At 70.0% G+C, this 17,526-nt stretch carries 10 protein-coding genes and 1 pseudogene; 6 read left to right on the top strand and 5 right to left on the bottom strand.

From position 1 onward, the window contains the following. Positions 1-171: 171 nt before the first annotated feature. Entirely contained in the window at positions 172-1,389 is a 1,218-nt protein-coding gene (locus VFA06_RS19780) for an acyl-CoA dehydrogenase family protein (RefSeq protein WP_324842124.1), read from the bottom strand. A gap of 67 nt (positions 1,390-1,456) precedes the next feature. Between VFA06_RS19780 and VFA06_RS19775 the strand changes: the two genes are divergently transcribed. After that, positions 1,457-2,149 carry a TetR/AcrR family transcriptional regulator gene (locus tag VFA06_RS19775; RefSeq protein ID WP_324842123.1) on the top strand — a complete coding sequence of 231 codons (693 nt, stop codon included), beginning with the start codon at positions 1,457-1,459 and terminating at the stop codon, positions 2,147-2,149. A 104-nt stretch (positions 2,150-2,253) separates the two neighbouring features. Here the strand turns inward: VFA06_RS19775 and VFA06_RS19770 are convergent, their stop codons facing one another. The 3 genes from VFA06_RS19770 to VFA06_RS19760 form a co-directional block, all read right to left on the bottom strand. Beyond that, the gene (locus VFA06_RS19770) at positions 2,254-3,906 is read right to left on the bottom strand and encodes a serine/threonine-protein kinase (RefSeq protein WP_324842122.1); all 1,653 of its coding nucleotides are present in this window, start codon (positions 3,904-3,906) and stop codon (positions 2,254-2,256) included. A 25-nt stretch (positions 3,907-3,931) separates the two neighbouring features. After that, positions 3,932-5,398, bottom strand: a complete 1,467-nt coding sequence (locus tag VFA06_RS19765; RefSeq protein ID WP_324842121.1) for a ricin-type beta-trefoil lectin domain protein — start codon at positions 5,396-5,398, stop codon at positions 3,932-3,934. Positions 5,399-5,696: 298 nt separating this feature from the next. Beyond that, on the bottom strand, positions 5,697-6,626 hold the full coding sequence (locus VFA06_RS19760; protein WP_324842120.1) for an esterase/lipase family protein: 930 nt from the start codon (positions 6,624-6,626) through the stop codon (positions 5,697-5,699). Positions 6,627-7,138: 512 nt separating this feature from the next. Here VFA06_RS19760 and VFA06_RS19755 point away from each other — a divergent pair. Then, positions 7,139-8,293: a helix-turn-helix domain-containing protein gene (locus VFA06_RS19755; RefSeq protein ID WP_324842119.1), complete on the top strand. Its 1,155-nt coding sequence runs from the start codon at positions 7,139-7,141 to the stop codon at positions 8,291-8,293. Here the strand turns inward: VFA06_RS19755 and VFA06_RS19750 are convergent. Next, complete coding sequence (locus VFA06_RS19750; protein ID WP_324842118.1) at positions 8,277-9,470, bottom strand: helix-turn-helix domain-containing protein; 1,194 nt, start codon at positions 9,468-9,470, stop codon at positions 8,277-8,279. The genes VFA06_RS19755 and VFA06_RS19750 overlap by 17 nt on opposite strands. A gap of 494 nt (positions 9,471-9,964) precedes the next feature. On the opposite strand from VFA06_RS19750, the gene VFA06_RS19745 reads away from it, so the two are divergent. The 4 genes and pseudogenes from VFA06_RS19745 to VFA06_RS19730 all read left to right on the top strand — a co-directional run. Further along, positions 9,965-11,764, top strand: a complete 1,800-nt coding sequence (locus tag VFA06_RS19745) for a fatty acyl-AMP ligase (RefSeq protein WP_324842117.1) — start codon at positions 9,965-9,967, stop codon at positions 11,762-11,764. Further along, positions 11,761-16,137: a beta-ketoacyl synthase N-terminal-like domain-containing protein gene (locus VFA06_RS19740; RefSeq protein WP_324842116.1), complete on the top strand. Its 4,377-nt coding sequence runs from the start codon at positions 11,761-11,763 to the stop codon at positions 16,135-16,137. The genes VFA06_RS19745 and VFA06_RS19740 overlap by 4 nt, the downstream gene beginning before the upstream one ends. 29 nt (positions 16,138-16,166) lie before the next feature. Beyond that, positions 16,167-17,165, top strand: a complete 999-nt coding sequence (locus VFA06_RS19735; protein WP_324842115.1) for an alpha/beta hydrolase — start codon at positions 16,167-16,169, stop codon at positions 17,163-17,165. 31 nt (positions 17,166-17,196) lie between these two features. Then, positions 17,197-17,526, top strand: a pseudogene (locus VFA06_RS19730) (crotonyl-CoA carboxylase/reductase); the annotation flags it as partial.

The following is a 17,526-nucleotide window of genomic DNA, read 5'->3' as shown; positions in this document are numbered from 1 at the left end:
GCAGGAATTGGCCGCGCTGCCGGCACACGCGCCGGGCGCGGCGACGGCCCCCGCGTCGATGACTCCGGGGCCGATGACCCCGGTCCTATAACCCCAGCCTCAATGACTCCAGTCTCAATGGCCCCGGCCTCAATGTCACCGACCGGCCGCTGACCGCCGGCGCGGCAGCGGTCAGGCCACCGGCTGCCCGGTGATGGCGCGGGAGATGACCAGGCGCTGGATCTCGCTGGTGCCTTCGAAGATCGTGTAGATCTTGCTGTCCCGGTACCAGCGCTCGACCGGGTGTTCCCGGCTGTAGCCGGCGCCGCCGAGGATCTGCACCGCCTTCTCGGTCACCGCGACCGCGACCTCGCCCGCCTTCAACTTCGACATCGAGCCCTCCCCGGCCGTGAACGGCTGCCCGCTGCGCCCCATCCAGGCCGCGCGCCAGATCAGCAGCCGCGCGCAGTCGATCTCGGTGCGCATGTCCGCGAGCGCGAACGCGATCGCCTGGTTCTGCGCGATCGGCCGGCCGAACTGACGGCGCCCGTTGGCGTATTCGAGGGCGTACTCGTACGCGGCACGCGCGATGCCGAGGGCCTGCGCGCCCACGGTCGGGCGGCTCAGCTCGAAGGTGGCCATCGCCGCCTGGCTGTTGGAACGGGCGCCTTCCCGGGCGCGGGCCAGGCGCGCGTCAAGCTTTTCCTTGCCGCCGAGGACGAACTCGGCCGGCACCCGCACCTCGTCGAGGAACACGTCGGCGGTGTGCGAGGCGCGCAACCCCAGCTTCTTGATCTTGCGCGGGGAATGCAGGGTGCTGTCTTTGGCCTCCGGCGGGACGATGAACGCCGCCTGCCCGCGCGCGCCCAGCTCGGGTTCGACCGAGGCGACCACCACGTGCACGTTCGCGATCCCACCGTTGGTGATCCAGGCCTTCTGGCCGCTGAGCACCCATTCCCCTGCGGCTTCGTCGAAGCGGGCGCGGGTACGCATCGAGGCCACGTCCGAGCCGGCCTCCGGCTCCGAGACGCAGAACGCGCCGAGCTTGGGCTCCTGCTGGTCGCCGAAGCACTGCGGGATCCACTCGATGATCTGCTCCTGGGTGCCGGTGGCGAAGATCGCGGCCACCGCCAGCGTGGTGCCCAGGATCGACATCCCGATCCCCGCGTCGCCCCAGAACAGCTCCTCGTTCAGCAGCGGGATCGACAGGCCGGTGGGGTCCTCGTAGAGATTGGCGAGGGATTCGAACCCGTACAAGCCGATCTTCGCCGCCTCCTGGATGATCGGCCAGGGCGTCTCCTCGCGCTCGTCCCACTCGGCCGCCGCCGGACGCATCACCTCCGCGGCGAATCCATGCGCCCAGTCGCGCACCTCGGTCTGCTCGTCGCTCAGGCCCAGGTCGAAGGTCATGACGCTCCTCGAACGAAGTTATTTAACGGTCGAGTAAGTTTACGGCCAGGTAAGGTAAGCTCACAAGGTGGCCCCTTCGACCGAGCGCAGGCGCCTCCCCCGCGAGGTGCGCGAGCAGCAGATGCTCGACGCCGCGGTCGAGGTCTTCTCAGAGTACGGATTCCACGCGGCCTCCATGGAGGAGATCGCGGAGCGGGCACGGGTGTCCAAGCCCCTGCTCTATCTTTATCTGGGCTCGAAGGAGGAGACCTTCCGGGCCTGCGTGGCGCGGGAGACCGACCGGCTCGTGGACGCGCTCGGCGCGGCGACCAGGGCCCCGGCTGCCGACGAGGCCGAGCGGCTGTGGCGCGGGCTGACCGCGTTCTTCACCTTCGTCGCCGAGCGCCGGGCCAGCTGGTCGGTGCTCTATCAGCAGGCGCGCTCGCACAACGACTCGGTCGCCGAGCAACTGGCCCAGGTGCGCGGGGAGATCGTCGCCACCGTGGCGGACCTGGTCCTGCAGGCGATGCGGGCCCGTGCGCCTGAGCGCGGCGCGCCCGCGTACTCCACGATGCGCCGGGAGGCCACCGCCGTGGCCCGCGCGCTGGTCGGCGCCGCGGACGCGATGGCCGACTGGGCGGTGACCAACCCGAGCGAGGCGCCGCAGACCACGGCGCGGCGGTTGATGAACCTGATGTGGCTGGGCATGGAGCGCACCGCCCGCGGCGAGCGGTTCACCGCGCCCGCCACCGAGGCGGCGGGCGCGGCGGCACGGGGTTAGCCGGCGTTGCGTGAGGCCACGCGAGTCCGGCTTATTTAACGACTAAGTAAGTAAGCCAGGCCGGGGCGGGCGGCAGCTGGGTCACGACGACGGCTGGTACCCGGTCACGCGACGAGCCTCTGCAGATAAGCCGCCAGCGTCACCGCGGCGCCGGCCGAGATGAGACCCCGGTTCAGATCCTGCGCCAGGCGCCCGTCGAAGCCCGCGATCTTGGCCTTGATCATCAGCAGCAGCCCTTGGCCTCCGTTCTGCAGGTACGAGTCGACGCCGTTCTCCAGATCCAGCACCAGGTTCTCCAGATCGCCGGCCGCGTTGGCGTCCACGACGTCCCGGCCCTGCGCCGCCATCTGCTGAATCATCGCGCGCAGGTGTTCCAGATAGCCGATCGGATCGTTGATCAGCCCGTTGCTGGTTCCGGCGGGCGTGCCGCTGGGCGCCGGAGCCGGGGACGTCGCCGGGGCCGAAGAGGGCACGGTCGCGGGTCCGGAGGTGGGCGTCGAGCCAGGGCCGGTGCTGGGGCCGGTCCCGGATGGCGCACCGCCGGAGGCCGCTGTCGAAGCGCTGGCCAGCGCTCCCGCGCCCGGGCCAGCCGTCGCAACCGGGGATTGCGCGGAAGCCGACGACGAGTTGCGCACCGCGGCGCTGGTCGTGAACTCCAGCACGGAAACGCGCGTGGGCACAGGTCGCGACGGCAACCTCCCGTCGCCGGCTCCCAGGGCGAAAGTCAAGCTGCCGACCAGCGCGACGGCCGTAGCCGACGCGGCGAACTCGACTCGTCGCAGCACGCTTAATTCGCGATGGCGGCCCGGGCCGGGGAGCGGGGCTGGCAGTGCGGGATTCGCGTTCGGCACCCGCCGCTCGTGAGCGCGACCACGTACCGGCGGGCCGGCGTGCGGGATGGGCGGCCGCGGACCTGACCCGATTGCCCCCAGCCGATCGGCTAGTTGCGCCGCGGTGGGCCGCAGCCGGGGCCGCTTCTCAAGGCATTGCGTCAGGAGCGCCCAAATCATCTCGGGTATCTCGCGCGGACGCGGTGGCAGCGAGTCCGGGCGCGGCTGAACGGTTTGGTCCACGGCCGTGTGCCTGGCGAACTGGTACCCGGTCAGCGCCTCGTATAAGACGACGCCGACCGCGTAGACATCGCCCGCGGCGGTGGTCGGCATTCCGGGAATCCATTCCGGCGGCCGATACCGGACCCGTGCGGCCGCCGTGGCCGGATGCGGCGCGAAGTGTCGCTCGTGCGCGGCCCAGCTCTCCAGTTCCGTCAGGCCGAAGTCGGTCAGCCGCACGGCCAGCGTGCCGTCGCTACCGGGTTCGAGCAGCAGATTCGACGGCTTGACCCGTCCGTGGGCCAAGCCGGCTTCGTGCGCGGCGGCCAATGCTTCGCAGAGTTGCGCGACGAGCCGCACCGCCTCCGCGGCCGGTAGCGCCCCCGTGCTCGCCAGCCTGGCCTCGAGGCTCTCGCCGGGGATCAGGCGGGTGATCAGCGCCCACCGGCCTTCGTCGGCCACGATGTCGTCGACCTCGACGAGCCCGGGATGGGCCAGGTTGGCGACCGTGCCCAAGGTGCGGATCACCTGGCCCCAGCGGGCCGCGGCGGTAAGGCCGCTGGCGACGGCCGCATCGCGTCGCACGAATCTGGCGACGCAATCGGCCCCGGTCGCCAAATCCCAGCCGCGCCACACCGAGCCGTCAGCTCCGCCGCCGAGTCGCTCGAGCAGCTCGTATCGCGCGCCGATCCATTGCGGATCAGACATGCACCACTCCTCCGGAGGGCCCTGGTCAGGTCGGGAGATTCCACTGCTGTCCGGCCGCGCCGCACAGCTCCATCGACACAGCAGCCTGCTGATGCTTCTTTCCGCCGACTTCAGTGACGCACAGGCCCGACCCGGGGTTGTACAGCCAACCACCGCTTTGTGGGACGAAGACCTGCTCAGGTCCTGCGTCGCAGGTGTTCAGCACGACAGTGGGCGCGGCGCTGTTCGCGTCGTCGAGTATTGCCATGCACAGTCCCGAGGTCTGCAATGTGTCGCCGTCGGGTTCGAAGGTCCACGTCGGTGCCGTGGCACTGTCGCAGACGGCCACGTCGATCCGGCCGACGTTCGCGCCATGCGCGGTCACCACCGCGCACAGCGCGCCGCCTCCGGCGTTGCCGCTGAGGACCGGCCCGATCAGCGGCGCGGCGTCCGTCGACATGGAGATCACCGGCGTAGGCATGAGGTTGGCCGACCATGCGGTCGACGGGCTCGCCGTCGCGCCTGCGGCAGGACTCTGACTTGTCGCAGGCCGGCCCGTGGACGCCGAGGGGCGCGCCCCCGCGGCCCCGGCCGCGCCGGAAGGTGTTGCCGGGAGCAGGACCGTCGCGCCGGGAAGAGACGCGCGATGCGCGCCGCCCGCGGAGCCGTTTTCGGTGCCGAGTACGCCGCTCGTGCGCGGTCGCGCTGCGCCGTCGACATGCGGCAGCACGAACGGGATCACCGCGAGTGCCAGCAGAACGCCGGCGCCGAGCATCAGCACTCTGGGTTGCGGCGGCCAGGCGGCCCACGCCGCGCGGGTCGGTTCGGTAGGTGAATCGGTAGCGACTTCAGGCGGCTCGGCGGACACCACTCGCGGCCCGGGTGTCTCAGGTAATACAGGTATCCCAGGCATCGCAGGTATCTCAGCCACCGCAGATATCTCAGGCATCGCAGTGCTCGCGGGTCGAGTGCGGCGGGTCAGCACTCCCCCGTCGAGCTGCGCGCCGCGGAAGCCGTCGCGTTCCCGCAGATATGCCAGCACTGCCTGCGTTCCCTGCACCGCCACCTCGGCCGGCGGATGCACTAGGTCGGCTGCATCCCCCAGTTGTATCGACTCCAGGTCGAGTCGGCCGAGCCAGCGGGGGATCTCAGCGAACTGGTTCTCGGATAAGTCGAGGTGCTTCAACCGGCGCAGCGCCGTGAGCGACGGCGGCAGCCCGGCCAGCCGGTTGCCCCGCAGCACGAGTCGCTCCAAAGCGGCGAGCCGCGAGATCCGCTCGGGCAGTTGTTCGAGTCGGTTGCCGGAGAGGTCCAGCTCCCTCAGCCCGCTCAGCTCCAGCGCCGCGGGAGGAAGGGCGCTGAGGCCGAGCCCGGCGAGCGAGAGCCGGCCGCTGCGCGCGGCTGCCTCACGCTCTATGCGCGCCTGCGCCTCGCGCTCCGTGTCGGGCCGCATCTCGTTCTCGTCGTCGTCAAACGCACCGCGCCTGGTGCCGCCGCGACCGACGTCAACCATGATCACCGCCTTTCCGGGATGCGTCCGCCTAGCGACGCAGGACTCTGGTCCGGCGGCCCTCCGGGCCGGTCCTTGCGTCGCCCACGCTGGGTGGCGTGCGGCCTGACATGGCACAACGAGGCTCAAGCGGCCTGGTCAGAGGCGTACGCTGTATTTGCCTGAGCGGTAAGGTACTACGAAGCCTGGCATGCTGCACAGACCTGAATCGAAGTCAGGTTCGATTGGGCCACCCGACCTGCGTCCGAACCCTGAGATGCGGCAGGGTCCGGACGCGGCCGGTCTGGGACCGCCGACTGGGTCAGCTCAGCGGGCCAGTGAACGGGTTGACGATCTCGCAGGGCACCGGCTGTGGATGCGCCGGGTCCAGCGCGTTCAGCATGTCGGCCAGCGCGATCGGGTCGTAGGCGATCTCGGTGTGGTCGGTGTTGTCGAGCGCACACTGGTTCTGCACCAGGATGTTCGTGACGTTCGGCGCGGCGGGCAGATAGGCCGAGGTGTACGGCGTGACCACCTCGTCCTTACTGGTCGTGATCACGGTGTACTGCACTCCCGGCACCGTCTCGCCGCCGGCGTTGAGCGCGGTGAGGAAGGACGAGCCGGCCTCCTGTTCGACACAGGCTTCACAGGGCCCGCTGAGGAATTGGTTCACGGGCACGAGCACGCCGAACAACGTGCCGAGTGTGGTCAGCTCGTCGAGCGTGGTGCCGTTGTTGCTCGGAGAGAGTCCCACCAGCTTGTCGACCTTGGCCGCGCCGCCGAGGTTCTTGATGTAGTAGCGCGGCATCATCCCCCCTTGGGAGTGGCCGACCAGATCGACCTTCGTCGCGCCGGTGATGTTGAGCACCGAGGTGACGAAGGAGGCCAGTTCGGCGGCGCTGTCCTCGATCGGTCCTGTGGACTGGACCGGTGCGTCCGGCGAGGTTCCGCCGTAGTTGAACGTGAAGACGCAATATCCGTTGTTCGCGAGCAGCGGCGCGGCGCCTTGCCAGTTGACGTTCATGTTCTCGAGCGTGCCGTTGACCAGCACCACCGGGTACGGATGCGCGGCGCTCGGCCGGCAGCTGCCGTCGTTGGCGCCGGGCGGCGGCGTCGTCGGGGCGAGGAAGCCCTGGACGAGCGCCGCGGCGGCGTTGTGCGGGACGGGAAGGGCGGTGGCGGCGGAGGCGGACTGGGCGCCGGTGAGGGTAAGACAGGCCGCTGACGCCACGGAGGCGCCGAGGGCGGCCATGCGGAACCGACTTCTTGGCATGATGGGCAGTACCGTTCTCTTGTCGAAGTTTTCCGGTCCGCGCGCGGAATATTCGAGGTCACAAACCCCTTGCTCACGGACGAATTCAGCGGAAGACCGGTGTTCGCCGTGACGGTCGGTGACGATATGAAGGCCCCTGAGAAGCGTCAATCGATCGGTGCGACGCTCGCCGGAACATCTCGTGAGGCTGCCAGCCCGGAGGAATTGCGCCGCGAAGTTTGTATAACGCGGGTGAGCGTTTTTCGGGCTCACCCGGTCTTCGCTCGGAGTTAGGGGCTACTGACGTCCTGGTAAGCCTCTCCTCGGCCCAGGTTCGCACTGAACCAGCTGTTCGCAGCGCAGTCGGCGCCGGATCAGATGACTGCGTTTCGCGCTAGTTGACGAGTCAGTAACATCGCAGCATACTTCCGTGAGAAGTGAGCGACCCAACCGACGGGACCGTGGGCGTGACCAGACCTTGGGCTACGCTGCCCCGCGCTTTCGCGGCCGAAGTGCGGAAAGAACGCGGCAGCATCTCCACGGAGATCCTGCACCAGATCCGCCGGGAGATACCCGAATACAACAAGCCGCTGTCCGGCAAGTTCGGAATCGGGCTTCAGCTCGGCGTGGAGACCGCGCTGCTCGAATTTCCCGAGTTGGTGGAGAGCGCCGGTGAACCGAGCCCCGAACGGCTGCGCGTCTACCGCGCGCTCGGGCGCGGGGAGCTGGCAGAGGGGCGCAGCTTGGATGCGCTTCAGGCCGCGTACCGCCTCGGCGGCCGGGTGGCCTGGCGGCGTTACGCGCGGGTCGGCCGTCGCGCGGGCATGCGCTCGGACGAGATGGTCACGCTCGCCGAGGCCATCTTCGCCCACATCGACGTGATGGCCTCGGCCGCGGCCATCGGCTATGCCGAGGCCAAGACGAGCCGGGACAGTCATGACGGCGCGTCGAGCCGCCGCCGGATGCTGCGAGACCTGCTGGTGGCCGGGGCGCCTGCGGAGCAGCTCGAGCAGCTGGCCGCGGCCGCTCGGTGGCCGCTGCCCGACCGGGTCTCGTGCGTGGCGCTCGGCCCGGCGCCCCCGTCCACGGCCGCCGCGGCCCAGCTCGGCAGGCTGCCGGAGACCGTCCTGCACGACCTGGATTGCCAGGACCCGTATTTGGTGCTGCGCGATCCCGCGCAGGACCTGCGCGACCCGCTCCTGCTCGGCCTGCTGCGGGATCGCAGCGCCGTCATCGGCCCGGCGGTGACGCCGGCCATGGCGCCGGACTCGCTGCGCTGGGCGCGGCGGGTGCGGGACCGCCTGCCGGCGCAGGCCCTCGCCAAGGGTCCGGTCAGGTGCGACCACGCGCTGCCGTCCCTGCTGCTGATCGGTGACGAGCCGCTGCTCAAGCTGCTGGCGGACCGGCAGCTCGCGGCGCTGGCCGGCCTGACGGTCAAGCAGCGCCGGCGGATGGAGACCACGCTGCTCGCGTGGCTGGATACGAACGGGGGCAGCGCCCCGCAGATCGCGGCGCGGCTCGGCATCCATCCGCAGACCGCCCGGCAGCGGCTGCACCGCCTGCACGAGTTGTTCGGCCCGGTGTTCGCGGATCCCGAAGCGCGCTTCGAATTGGAGCTGGCGCTGCGTGGCAGGCAGGCCATCGCCGCACTCAGCCGGCCGCGATAGACCGCGGATTCGCCTCGGCCGAGTGCAGCAGGGCTCTGCCGCGCAAGGCGAGTTCGAGCTCGTAGCGCGAATCCGGGTCCTGCAACGCGTCGCCGAACAGCTCTTCCAGGTGACGCAGCCGGTAGCGGACCGTCTGCGCGTGCACGCCAAGCCGCCGCGCGACTTCCGGGGCGCTGCCTCGGCATTCCAGCCAGGACAGCAACGTCTCGGCTAACCGGTCACGCCGCTGCGCCGACACCGCGTCGAGTGGAGCCAGTCGCCTTTCGACCAGGACTCGCATCAGCGGCTCGTCCGCGGAGAGGAGGAGCGCGGACAGATGATCGGTGCAGTGCAGCAGCGCGGGCTTCGCCGAGTTCGGCGCACTCATCGGCTTCGGCATCGCGACAGCGCCGCGATCGGCGAGGTCGAGCAGACGCCGGGCCCACCGCAGCGAGCGGCCGGCGCTCTCGAGAATGACCGGCGGTCCGACAGCCGCGCTCCAGTCGGGCAACTCGCGCGCGAGTGCGAGCAGGGCGCGCGGTCCCGTCTCCGGGACGATCAAGTACGGATCATCTGCGTCCCCTGACACGAGCGCGTCGAATCCGGCTGACAGGAGCGGTGCGGTCGTAACGGTCGCCACCTCGCTGCTGCCGGCTCGCCGCAGCGCGACGACGCGCACCGTGGCGGGCAGCGGCCAGCGCGCGGCGCGGGCGAGTTCAATGACCGAGGCGCGGCTGGGACCTGGCACTGAGGCCAGCTGTTCGACCAGGCGCCTGCGTCGGCGCAGGATTTCACGATCCGTCCGGGCCCGGGCCTCGGCGTGCGCGGCGCGCACCTGACCGGCCAGCTCCTCGCCGTATACGAATACGGCCTCTGCGACGCGGTACATCCGCTGCGCCGGGATGCCTTCTTCGGTTCCGATCTGCGCCAGGCACTGCCACGTCATGCGCGCGCCGATCCGGAGCGCCGCCTGCACGGCGTCGAGGGCCGCGGCGTGCCGCAAGTTCGCGCCGGCGACGATCCGCAAGACGGGCTTCGCCTCGGTGCGATCGAGCGCATCCGGCGCCGCCGCGCCTTCCGCGAGCCGGTCGGCGAACTCGGCGAGTGCCCGTTCCACGCCGAGCCGGATATCCAGCCCGAAGGATGACCGCTCCGGGCCGCCGAATTCCGGCACCGCGCACCGGATCTCACGTGTCACGGCCTGCGCCAGGCTCGGCAGCCGAGCCCGCAGCGGCTCGGCCAGCTCAGACGGCAACGCTCGCCAAAGGTCCACCGCTTCGGGCGCGGCGGCCGCCGACTTTCCTCCACCCACACGCCATCAGTACCCGAAGTCGGCCGGGCGTGCCCGCGCTGACCCGAGCGAGCGCGAAAACACGTACCCGGATGAGCGTTTTTCGCAGGCGAGGCGGATTTCGACGCTACTGCGTGCGACATGTCTCATCCTCGTGCTGGGCCTTCTAAGCCACGGTGCGAGCGCCTGCCGTGCGTGAGCGCCGCGAGGCGCGAATCGCTCAGCCAGGTGAGCCGAACGAGGATTCGAAGGTCATCCGGCCCAGCGTTCCCGGGATTCTTATCGCGCGGATGACAACGCGGCCCATTCGAACTGTCAGACGAATCTCTAGCCCGGCCCGCCATGATCGGCTGAATCTGGTGGCTCTATCGCCCTTCGCGCCCCGCACGCCTGGAGCAGCCATGCCGTCTCAGCCATCGACCCCGTCGCTCTTGCAGGACCGGCTCCGGCGGTGGGCGACAGAACGCGGACATCAGCGTGCTTTCACCTTCGTCGAGTTCCCGCACTACCACTCGCCGGGCAAGCACCGGTCGCTCACCTGGATCCAGCTGTACTCGGGTGCGCAATCGGTGGCCGCGTCCGTGCGCGCGACGTGCCGGCCGGGCGATCGCGCGGCGCTGCTGATGCCGCAGGGCTTGGATTACGTGACCGGATTCCTCGGCTGCCTGCTCGCCGGCGTCGTCGCCGTTCCGCTGTTCCCTCCGGACCTGCCCGGACACGAGCGGAGGGTCAGATCCGTCATCGAGGATTGCGAACCGGCCTGCCTGCTGGTCACCGCGGCCACGGCGCTGGCCGCCGAGACCTTCCTGCGCTCGGCGCGGCTTGAGCAGGTGCCGGTGGTCATGCTCGGCGAGGGCCGCAACCGCACCGGTCGCGCCGTACTCGCCGCGGATCGTCGCTCGGACGCCGACCTCGACGTGGACCCGGACGGCGTCGCATACCTCCAGTACACCTCGGGATCCACCCGAACACCGACCGGCGTGATGATCAGCCATCGCAACGTACTGAGCAATGCGTTGCAGGCACTCGGCGTGTTCGCCGACCCGAGCGGCCCGAACACCTCGGTCGGCTGGCTGCCGCTGTTCCACGACATGGGACTGCTGCTGAGTATCGCGGCCCCGGTGGCGCTGGGCTTCCCCTCGGTGCTGATGGACCCGATGGCGTTCCTTGAGCGGCCGGCGCGGTGGATCCGGCTGCTCGGGCTCTATCCGGGCGCGCTGTCGGCCGCGCCCAACTTCGCATACGACTACTGCGCGGCCCGCTACACCGCGGCAGACGCCGGGGACCTGCGACTGGAGCAGGTACGCGCCCTGATCAACGGAAGCGAACCGGTGCGGGCCGCGACGATCGGCCGCTTCCTGGACACCTTTGCCGACTTCGGCCTTGCCCCGCGCTCGCTGTGCCCGTCGTACGGCCTGGCCGAAGCCACCGTCTTCGTCGCGGCCGACGGTCCCGAGCTGGCGCCGCAGTCGGTGTCCTGCCGCAGGGATGAGCTCGCGGACGGCCGCATCGTTCCGCTCGAAATCGCCGGCGGCCAGCCGGCTGATGCCGCCGTGGTCGAGCTGACCTCCTGCGGCGCGGCGTTCGGGCAGGAGTTGCAGATCATCGATCCGGTCACGCGCGAGCTTCGGCCGGAGGCAGTGGTCGGCGAGATCGTGGTGCGCGGGCCGAATGTCGGCCTCGGCTACTGGAAGCGGGCAGAGCAGAGCACTGAGACGTTCGGCACGATCGTTCCCGGCACCGGAGAGCGGCCCTGGTTGCGCACCGGCGATCTCGGTGCCGTGCACCGCGGACGGCTCCTGGTCACCGGGCGGCTCAAGGATCTGTTGATCGTCGATGGACGTAACCACTACCCGCAGGACATCGAGGAGACGATTCAGAACGCCGTGTCCTACGTTCGCCGTGACCGAATCGCGGTGTTCGCGGTGGCCGGGGAGCAGGATCAGCAAGCGGTGGCCGTGGCAGAGCATCGCAGGGATCTAAGTCCCGACGCGGCGCTTCGGGAGGAGGCCGACCGGGTTGCTCGCGCGCGGGTTTCCATCGCGCACGGGCTGCGCCTTGACCGGTTGGTGCTCGTCGCGCCCGGCGCCGTGCCCCGTACGTCGAGCGGCAAGGTGTCGCGCTCCGCCTGCCGCGAGGCGTTCCTGCGCGGAGAGTTCGGCGCTTCGCAGGTCCCGCTTGAACGGGGGCAGGACCGATGAGCCGAGACGCCTCGGACGGTCGGGCCCGCGGCCTCGTCCTCAATCGCCTGCACGAGTGGTACGGCATCGAACCGCAGCAGGTGGCGGAGAATCGGCCGCTCGCAGAGCTCGGTCTCACCTCGCGCGACGCCGTGGCGCTCGCCGCCGAACTGAGCGCCGCGATCGGCGTTCCGCTTCCGGCGACCTTGTTGTGGGACGCCCCGACGCTCGCGCAGATCGAACAGCGCGTACGCCAGGAGCAGCTCACGAGCAGCGTCAAAGCACCTGTCCGCTCGCAGGCCGCTGCCGTGCACGATCCGATGCTGAGCGAAAGCCGCAGCACCGCCCGCACCACCGAGCACGTCGAGATCGCCGTTGTCGGCATCGGCTGCCGGCTGCCGAACGGGATCCACTCGCCGGACGAGTTCTGGCAGGCGCTACTCAAGGGAACCGACGCGATCGGCACCCTGCCATCGGGCCGATGGGACGGTTTCGCCCACCCCGACGATCCCGCGCTGGCGCGGATTCCGCGGCACGGCGGATTCCTCGACGACGTCGCAGGGTTCGATGCCGCCTTCTTCGGCATCGCGCCGAACGAAGCGGCGGCGATGGACCCGCAACAGCGGCTGCTGCTCGAGGTGGCGCGCGAGAGCCTTGACCACGCCGCGATCTCGGCCGGTTCCCTCGCCGGCAGCCGCACCGGGGTGTTCGTCGGCATCAGCGGGAACGAATACGCCTGGCTGACCACCGCCGCACTGGAGGCGGTAGAAGCGTGGAGCGCGCCGGGAGCGGCGCTGAGCATCGCGGCGAACCGGCTCTCCTACGCCCTCGACCTGCGCGGCCCGAGCCTCGCCGTCGACACCGCCTGCTCCTCCTCCCTGGTCGCCGTGCACCAGGCGGTGCGCAGTCTGTCAGTCGGGGAATGCGACACGGCGCTGGCCGGTGGAGTCAATGTCCTGCTGTCTCCGGCGGTCACGCTGAGCTTCCAGCAGGCCGGCGCGCTGGCTCCAGACGGTCGATGCAAGGCCTTTGATGCGGCGGCCGACGGCATGGTGCGCGCCGAGGGCTGCGCGGTCGTCGTGTTGCGCCGGCTGGCGGATGCCGAGGCGGCCGGGGACCGGGTGCTCGCGGTGATCCGGGCAAGCGCGGTCAATTCCGACGGCCGCTCCAACGGGCTGCTGGCGCCGAATGCGCAGGCGCAGCGCGCGCTGCTGGCCGAGTTGTACAGCAGGCGCGGTTCGGTGCCGGGCGCGCTCGTGGACTACGTCGAGGCGCACGGCACCGGCACTGCGTTCGGGGATCCGATCGAGGCGGGCGCGCTGGGCGCGGTGCTCGGCCGCGGCCGCGCTCCGGACGAGCCGCTGCTGCTCGGCTCCGTGAAGGCGAACCTCGGGCACCTGGAAGCCGCCGCCGGGATCACCGGCCTGATCAAGACCGTGCTGGCGCTGCACCACGGCGTGCTGCCGCCCCAGCCACAGTTCACGGCCCCGAACCCGCATATCGACTTCGACGCGCTCGGCCTGCGGGTGGCCACCGAGACCGAGCCGTGGCCGCGCTACAGCGGCACCGCGATCGCGGGAGTGTCAGCCTTCGGATTCGGGGGCACGAACGCGCACGTCGTGCTGCAGGAGTATCGGCGCAGCGGCGGATCTAGCGCCAAGGCGGCCCGATCCGCTGCGACGGATGCGCCGAGCGTGCTCGCGATCGACGCCCCTACGCCCGAGCGGCTACGCGAAGACGCCGCCGATCTGGTTGCTTGGCTGAACTCGCCGGCTGGACAACGTGTTCCGGTCGGAGACGTCGCGCGTACGCTCGCCGGTCGGCTTGGTAAGGGTCCGCATCGCGCCGCGATCGTCGCCCGAACCCGTGAGCAGGCGAAGGAAGCACTGGATCGGCTCGCCGTTGGTCGGCCGCATCCAGCGGCGGCGACTGGGTCCGCGCCCAATCATCCGGGCGGTCTCGTCTTCGTGTTCTCCGGCTACGGATCGCAGTGGCCTGGCATGGCGCGGCAGTTGCTCGACGAAGAACCGGTTTTCGCCGAGTCGGTCGAGCGTTTGGAGCCGTTGCTGCGGCGGCATGCGGACGGATTGTCGCTGCGAGCGCTTCTGGAGCCGGACGCCGTGCTGAAGTCGCCGTCGGCCGTGCAGCCGGTGCTCTTCGGGGTTCAGCTGGCTCTGGCCGATCTGTGGTGGTCGCACGGGGTGCGCCCGGCCGCCGTGATCGGGCATTCGATGGGCGAGATCGCCGCCGCGGTCGTCGCGGGGTTCATCGATGAGGAGGACGGCACGCGGATCATCTGTGCCCGTTCCCGGCTGCTCGACGGCCTTTCCGGCGGGGCGATGGCGGTCGTGGACCGTTCAGCGAAGACCATTGCCGAGCTGGCCGCCTCGCGCTTGCCGAGTCTGCGGGTGGCAGTGCACTCGTCGCCTGTGCAGTGCGTGGTATCAGGATCCGCGCACGACGTGGACCAGCTCATCGCGCTGGTGTCGGCGGAAGGCGGCATGGCGCGTTCGCTGAACGTCACGGCCGCCGGCCACACGGCGCAGGTGGACCCGCTGCTCGAACCGCTGGCCGGTCAACTCGGCGAGATCCCCACCTACGAACCGGTCTGCCCGCTGTACAGCACAACGCTCGAAGATCCGCGCTCCGCCGCAGTTCTCGACACGGCGTACTGGGTCAGGAATCTGCGATCACCGGTGCGGTTCCAGCAGGCGGTCGAGGCCGCGGCGCAGGACGGGTACCGGACGTTCGTCGAGGTCTCACCGCATCCGGTACAACTGCATCCGCTCGCCGAGACGCTCGGCGCCGCAGGCATCACCGACGCGCTGACGCTGCCTACGCTTCGCCGTGACGTCGATGACGGCGTCGCCTTCCGCGCGTCTGTCGCGTCTCTGCTCGCGCACGGGTTGATCGACCCACTGGCGGCACGCCGAAGCCTTCATCCGGGCGCGCGCATCGTCGATGTGCCCTCGGCTCGGTGGCGGCATCGCAGGTTTTGGGTCAACGCTCGGGCCGCTGCGGAAACGACCGCCGCGACGAGCGATTCCGCTGAACACCAGCCACGCCCCGAGGCCGCCGGTACGGCCGTCGGCACGGCCGACCGCATCCGCGCCTGCGTCGCCGAGATCACCGGATACGACGCGGAGAGCATCGACGACGACACGGTACTTACCAGCCTGGGCATCGATTCGCTCCAGGCGATGCGCATCGTCGTGCTCATCAAGAACGAGTTCGGCATCGAAGTCCTGCCGCGCACTCTGCTCCGAAACGCAACCGTCGCGATCATCGCAGGGTTCATCGACGGCGCGGTAAGGCAGACGCCTCGCCGCGTTCGCTCGAAGGACGTGCTGCCCCGCGACGCCACCGAACGGCTCGTCGCCCGGCTGTGGCACGCGGTAGGCGGCGCGCCACTCGGGGATGTGGACACACCACTCGACGCCCTAGCCGACGACCCCGAACTGGCCGAGGCACTGGCCAAAGCGCTGAGCGAGGAGACGAACCAGCAGATCGAGACTCGCGACGTGCTCGGTACTGACGCCGTACCGCTCACGATCGCGGCGATCGCGGAGCGAGTACGGCCCCTGCTGGACGCTCCTATCGAGGGCGCGTTCCGAGTGCTGCGCGCACTAGGAAGCCGCCCGCCGCTCTACCTGATCCATCCGGCCGGAGGCTCCAGCGCCGTCTACATCCCGCTGGTCCGGCGGCTCAGCGAGCAACCCTGCTTCGGGCTTGACCGGTTGCCGGACCTGACCGAGTGCACCGAGCGCGCGGCGCACTACGCGCAGTTGATCCGCGCGAAGCGTCCGGCCGGGCCGTGGGCGCTCGGCGGCTGGTCCTACGGCGGCCTCGTGGCACAGGAGACCGCGCGGCTGCTCCAGTCGCACGGAGAAGTCAGCGCACTGATCCTCATCGACAGCGTCTTGCCAGTGCCCTCGCCCGACCTCGACCACGTCGCGGAAACTCGGCGCCGCTTCGCCGGTTTCGCCGACTACATCCACCAGACCTATGGCAGCAAACTGACCCTGCCGTACGACGAACTCGCCCTGCTCGACGACGAGGACCAGATCGCCCACGTGATCAAAGCCCTGAAGCACGCCGCGGACCTGCCGGCGGCCGTCCTCGAGCACCAGCGCACCTCGTATCTCGACCTGCGCAGCGGCGAGCGCCACCGGCCTCGCCCGTACTCGGGGCGGACCGTGCTCTACCGCGCCACCGAACCGGCCCCGCACACCGTGACCGATGAGCGCTACCAACGCGACGACGAAGCGCTCGGCTGGGACGAGTTCTGCGCGGACCTGCTCGTGCGCCGCGTGCCCGGGCACCATCTCAGCCTGCTCGACCCGCCCGCAGTCGACGTGCTCGCGCGGCTGCTCGATTCCGACCTGAACGCCTGATCCGCATCACCTCAACGACGAGGACCGTCATGCCCACCAAGCGCAACAGAACCCTGATCGCTGCCCTCACCCTCGCCCTCGCGGCCGGGCCAGCCGTAGCGCTCAGCGCCCCGGCACACGCCGCGACGACGGCAACCACCACACCGGCACCGGCAATGGCGACAGCCGACGACGGCGCGTCAGTCGTCTCAGCCAACTGGCTCGACAGCCGCATGGTCGATTTACAGATCAGTTCCCCGGCCGTGGGCGCGACCGTGCCGGTCCGCATGCTGGTGCCGCCAGGCTGGTCGCCGAGCGCGAGCCGAACCTGGCCGGTGCTCTACCTGCTGCAGGGCGCGCACGATGACTACACCTCGTGGACCCGCGAGACCAACATCGAGTCCTTCACCGCGACTCGCAACGTCATCGTCGTGATGCCGTCGGCCGGCCCGACCGGGATCCCCACCCAGTGGTTCAACGGCGGTAAGGACTCGCCGGACTACGAGGCGTTCCAGGTCACCGAGGTGTGGCAGTTGCTTCAGCGCGACTACCGAGCCGGCACGGTGCGCAGCGTCGCGGGCGTGTCCACTGGCGGATACGGCGCGGTCATGATGGCGGAACACCACCCGGGCGCCTTCGCCGGCGTCGCGTGTTACAGCGGGATTCTCAACACGACTTTCTTCGGCATGCCACAGGTCCTCGACGCCATCGTGATGCGCGAGAATCTCGACCCTACCTCACTGTGGGGCGACCCGACGGCCAATGCCGCGCTCTGGGCAGCCGACAACCCCTATGCGCACATTGCGAATCTGAGCGGTACGGCGCTGTTCATCTCCCAGGGCACCGGCACGTTCAACGATCCCAACCAGACCGGCGGCGTCCTGGAGTCCACCCTCTTCCCTCAGTTCATCTCCTTCCTCAGCCAACTGGGCAGCATGCCGGCGACCGTCGACTGGTATCTCGGCGGGGTGCACGACTGGTCGTCCTGGCAGGGCGAGTTCACCAAATCCTGGCCCCTGCTCGCTTCCAGCCTCGGCCTGCCCTCCTAAGCCGCGAATCAGCCCACGAAGGGAGACCCCTGTGACACCCACTGACGCGCTGAGCCAGGCCGTCCTGGCTGGGACGGGGGCTGAGGAGTTGGCGGCTTGTCCGCTGCCGGACAGCTACCCGGCGGCGTTCCTGCGCCGCCAGGACCAGGACCTCTTCCAAGACACGGCCGACAAGGACGTACGCCGCAGCCTGCACCTGGGCCGCCTGCCCATGCCGGAACTGGCCCCCGACGAGGTCCTGGTCGCGGTCATGGCCGCCGCCGTCAACTACAACACCGTCTGGTCCGCCATGTTCGAACCCGTCCCCACCTTCCGCTTCCTGCACGACCTAGCCCGCCACGGCGGCTGGGACGCCCGCCAC

The sequence above is a fragment of the Actinocrinis sp. genome, assembly GCF_035653575.1.
GTDB lineage: Bacteria > Actinomycetota > Actinomycetes > Streptomycetales > Catenulisporaceae > Actinocrinis.
The sequence above is the reverse complement of the archived record's forward strand: the minus strand, read 5'-3'. Positions and strand labels throughout refer to the sequence as shown.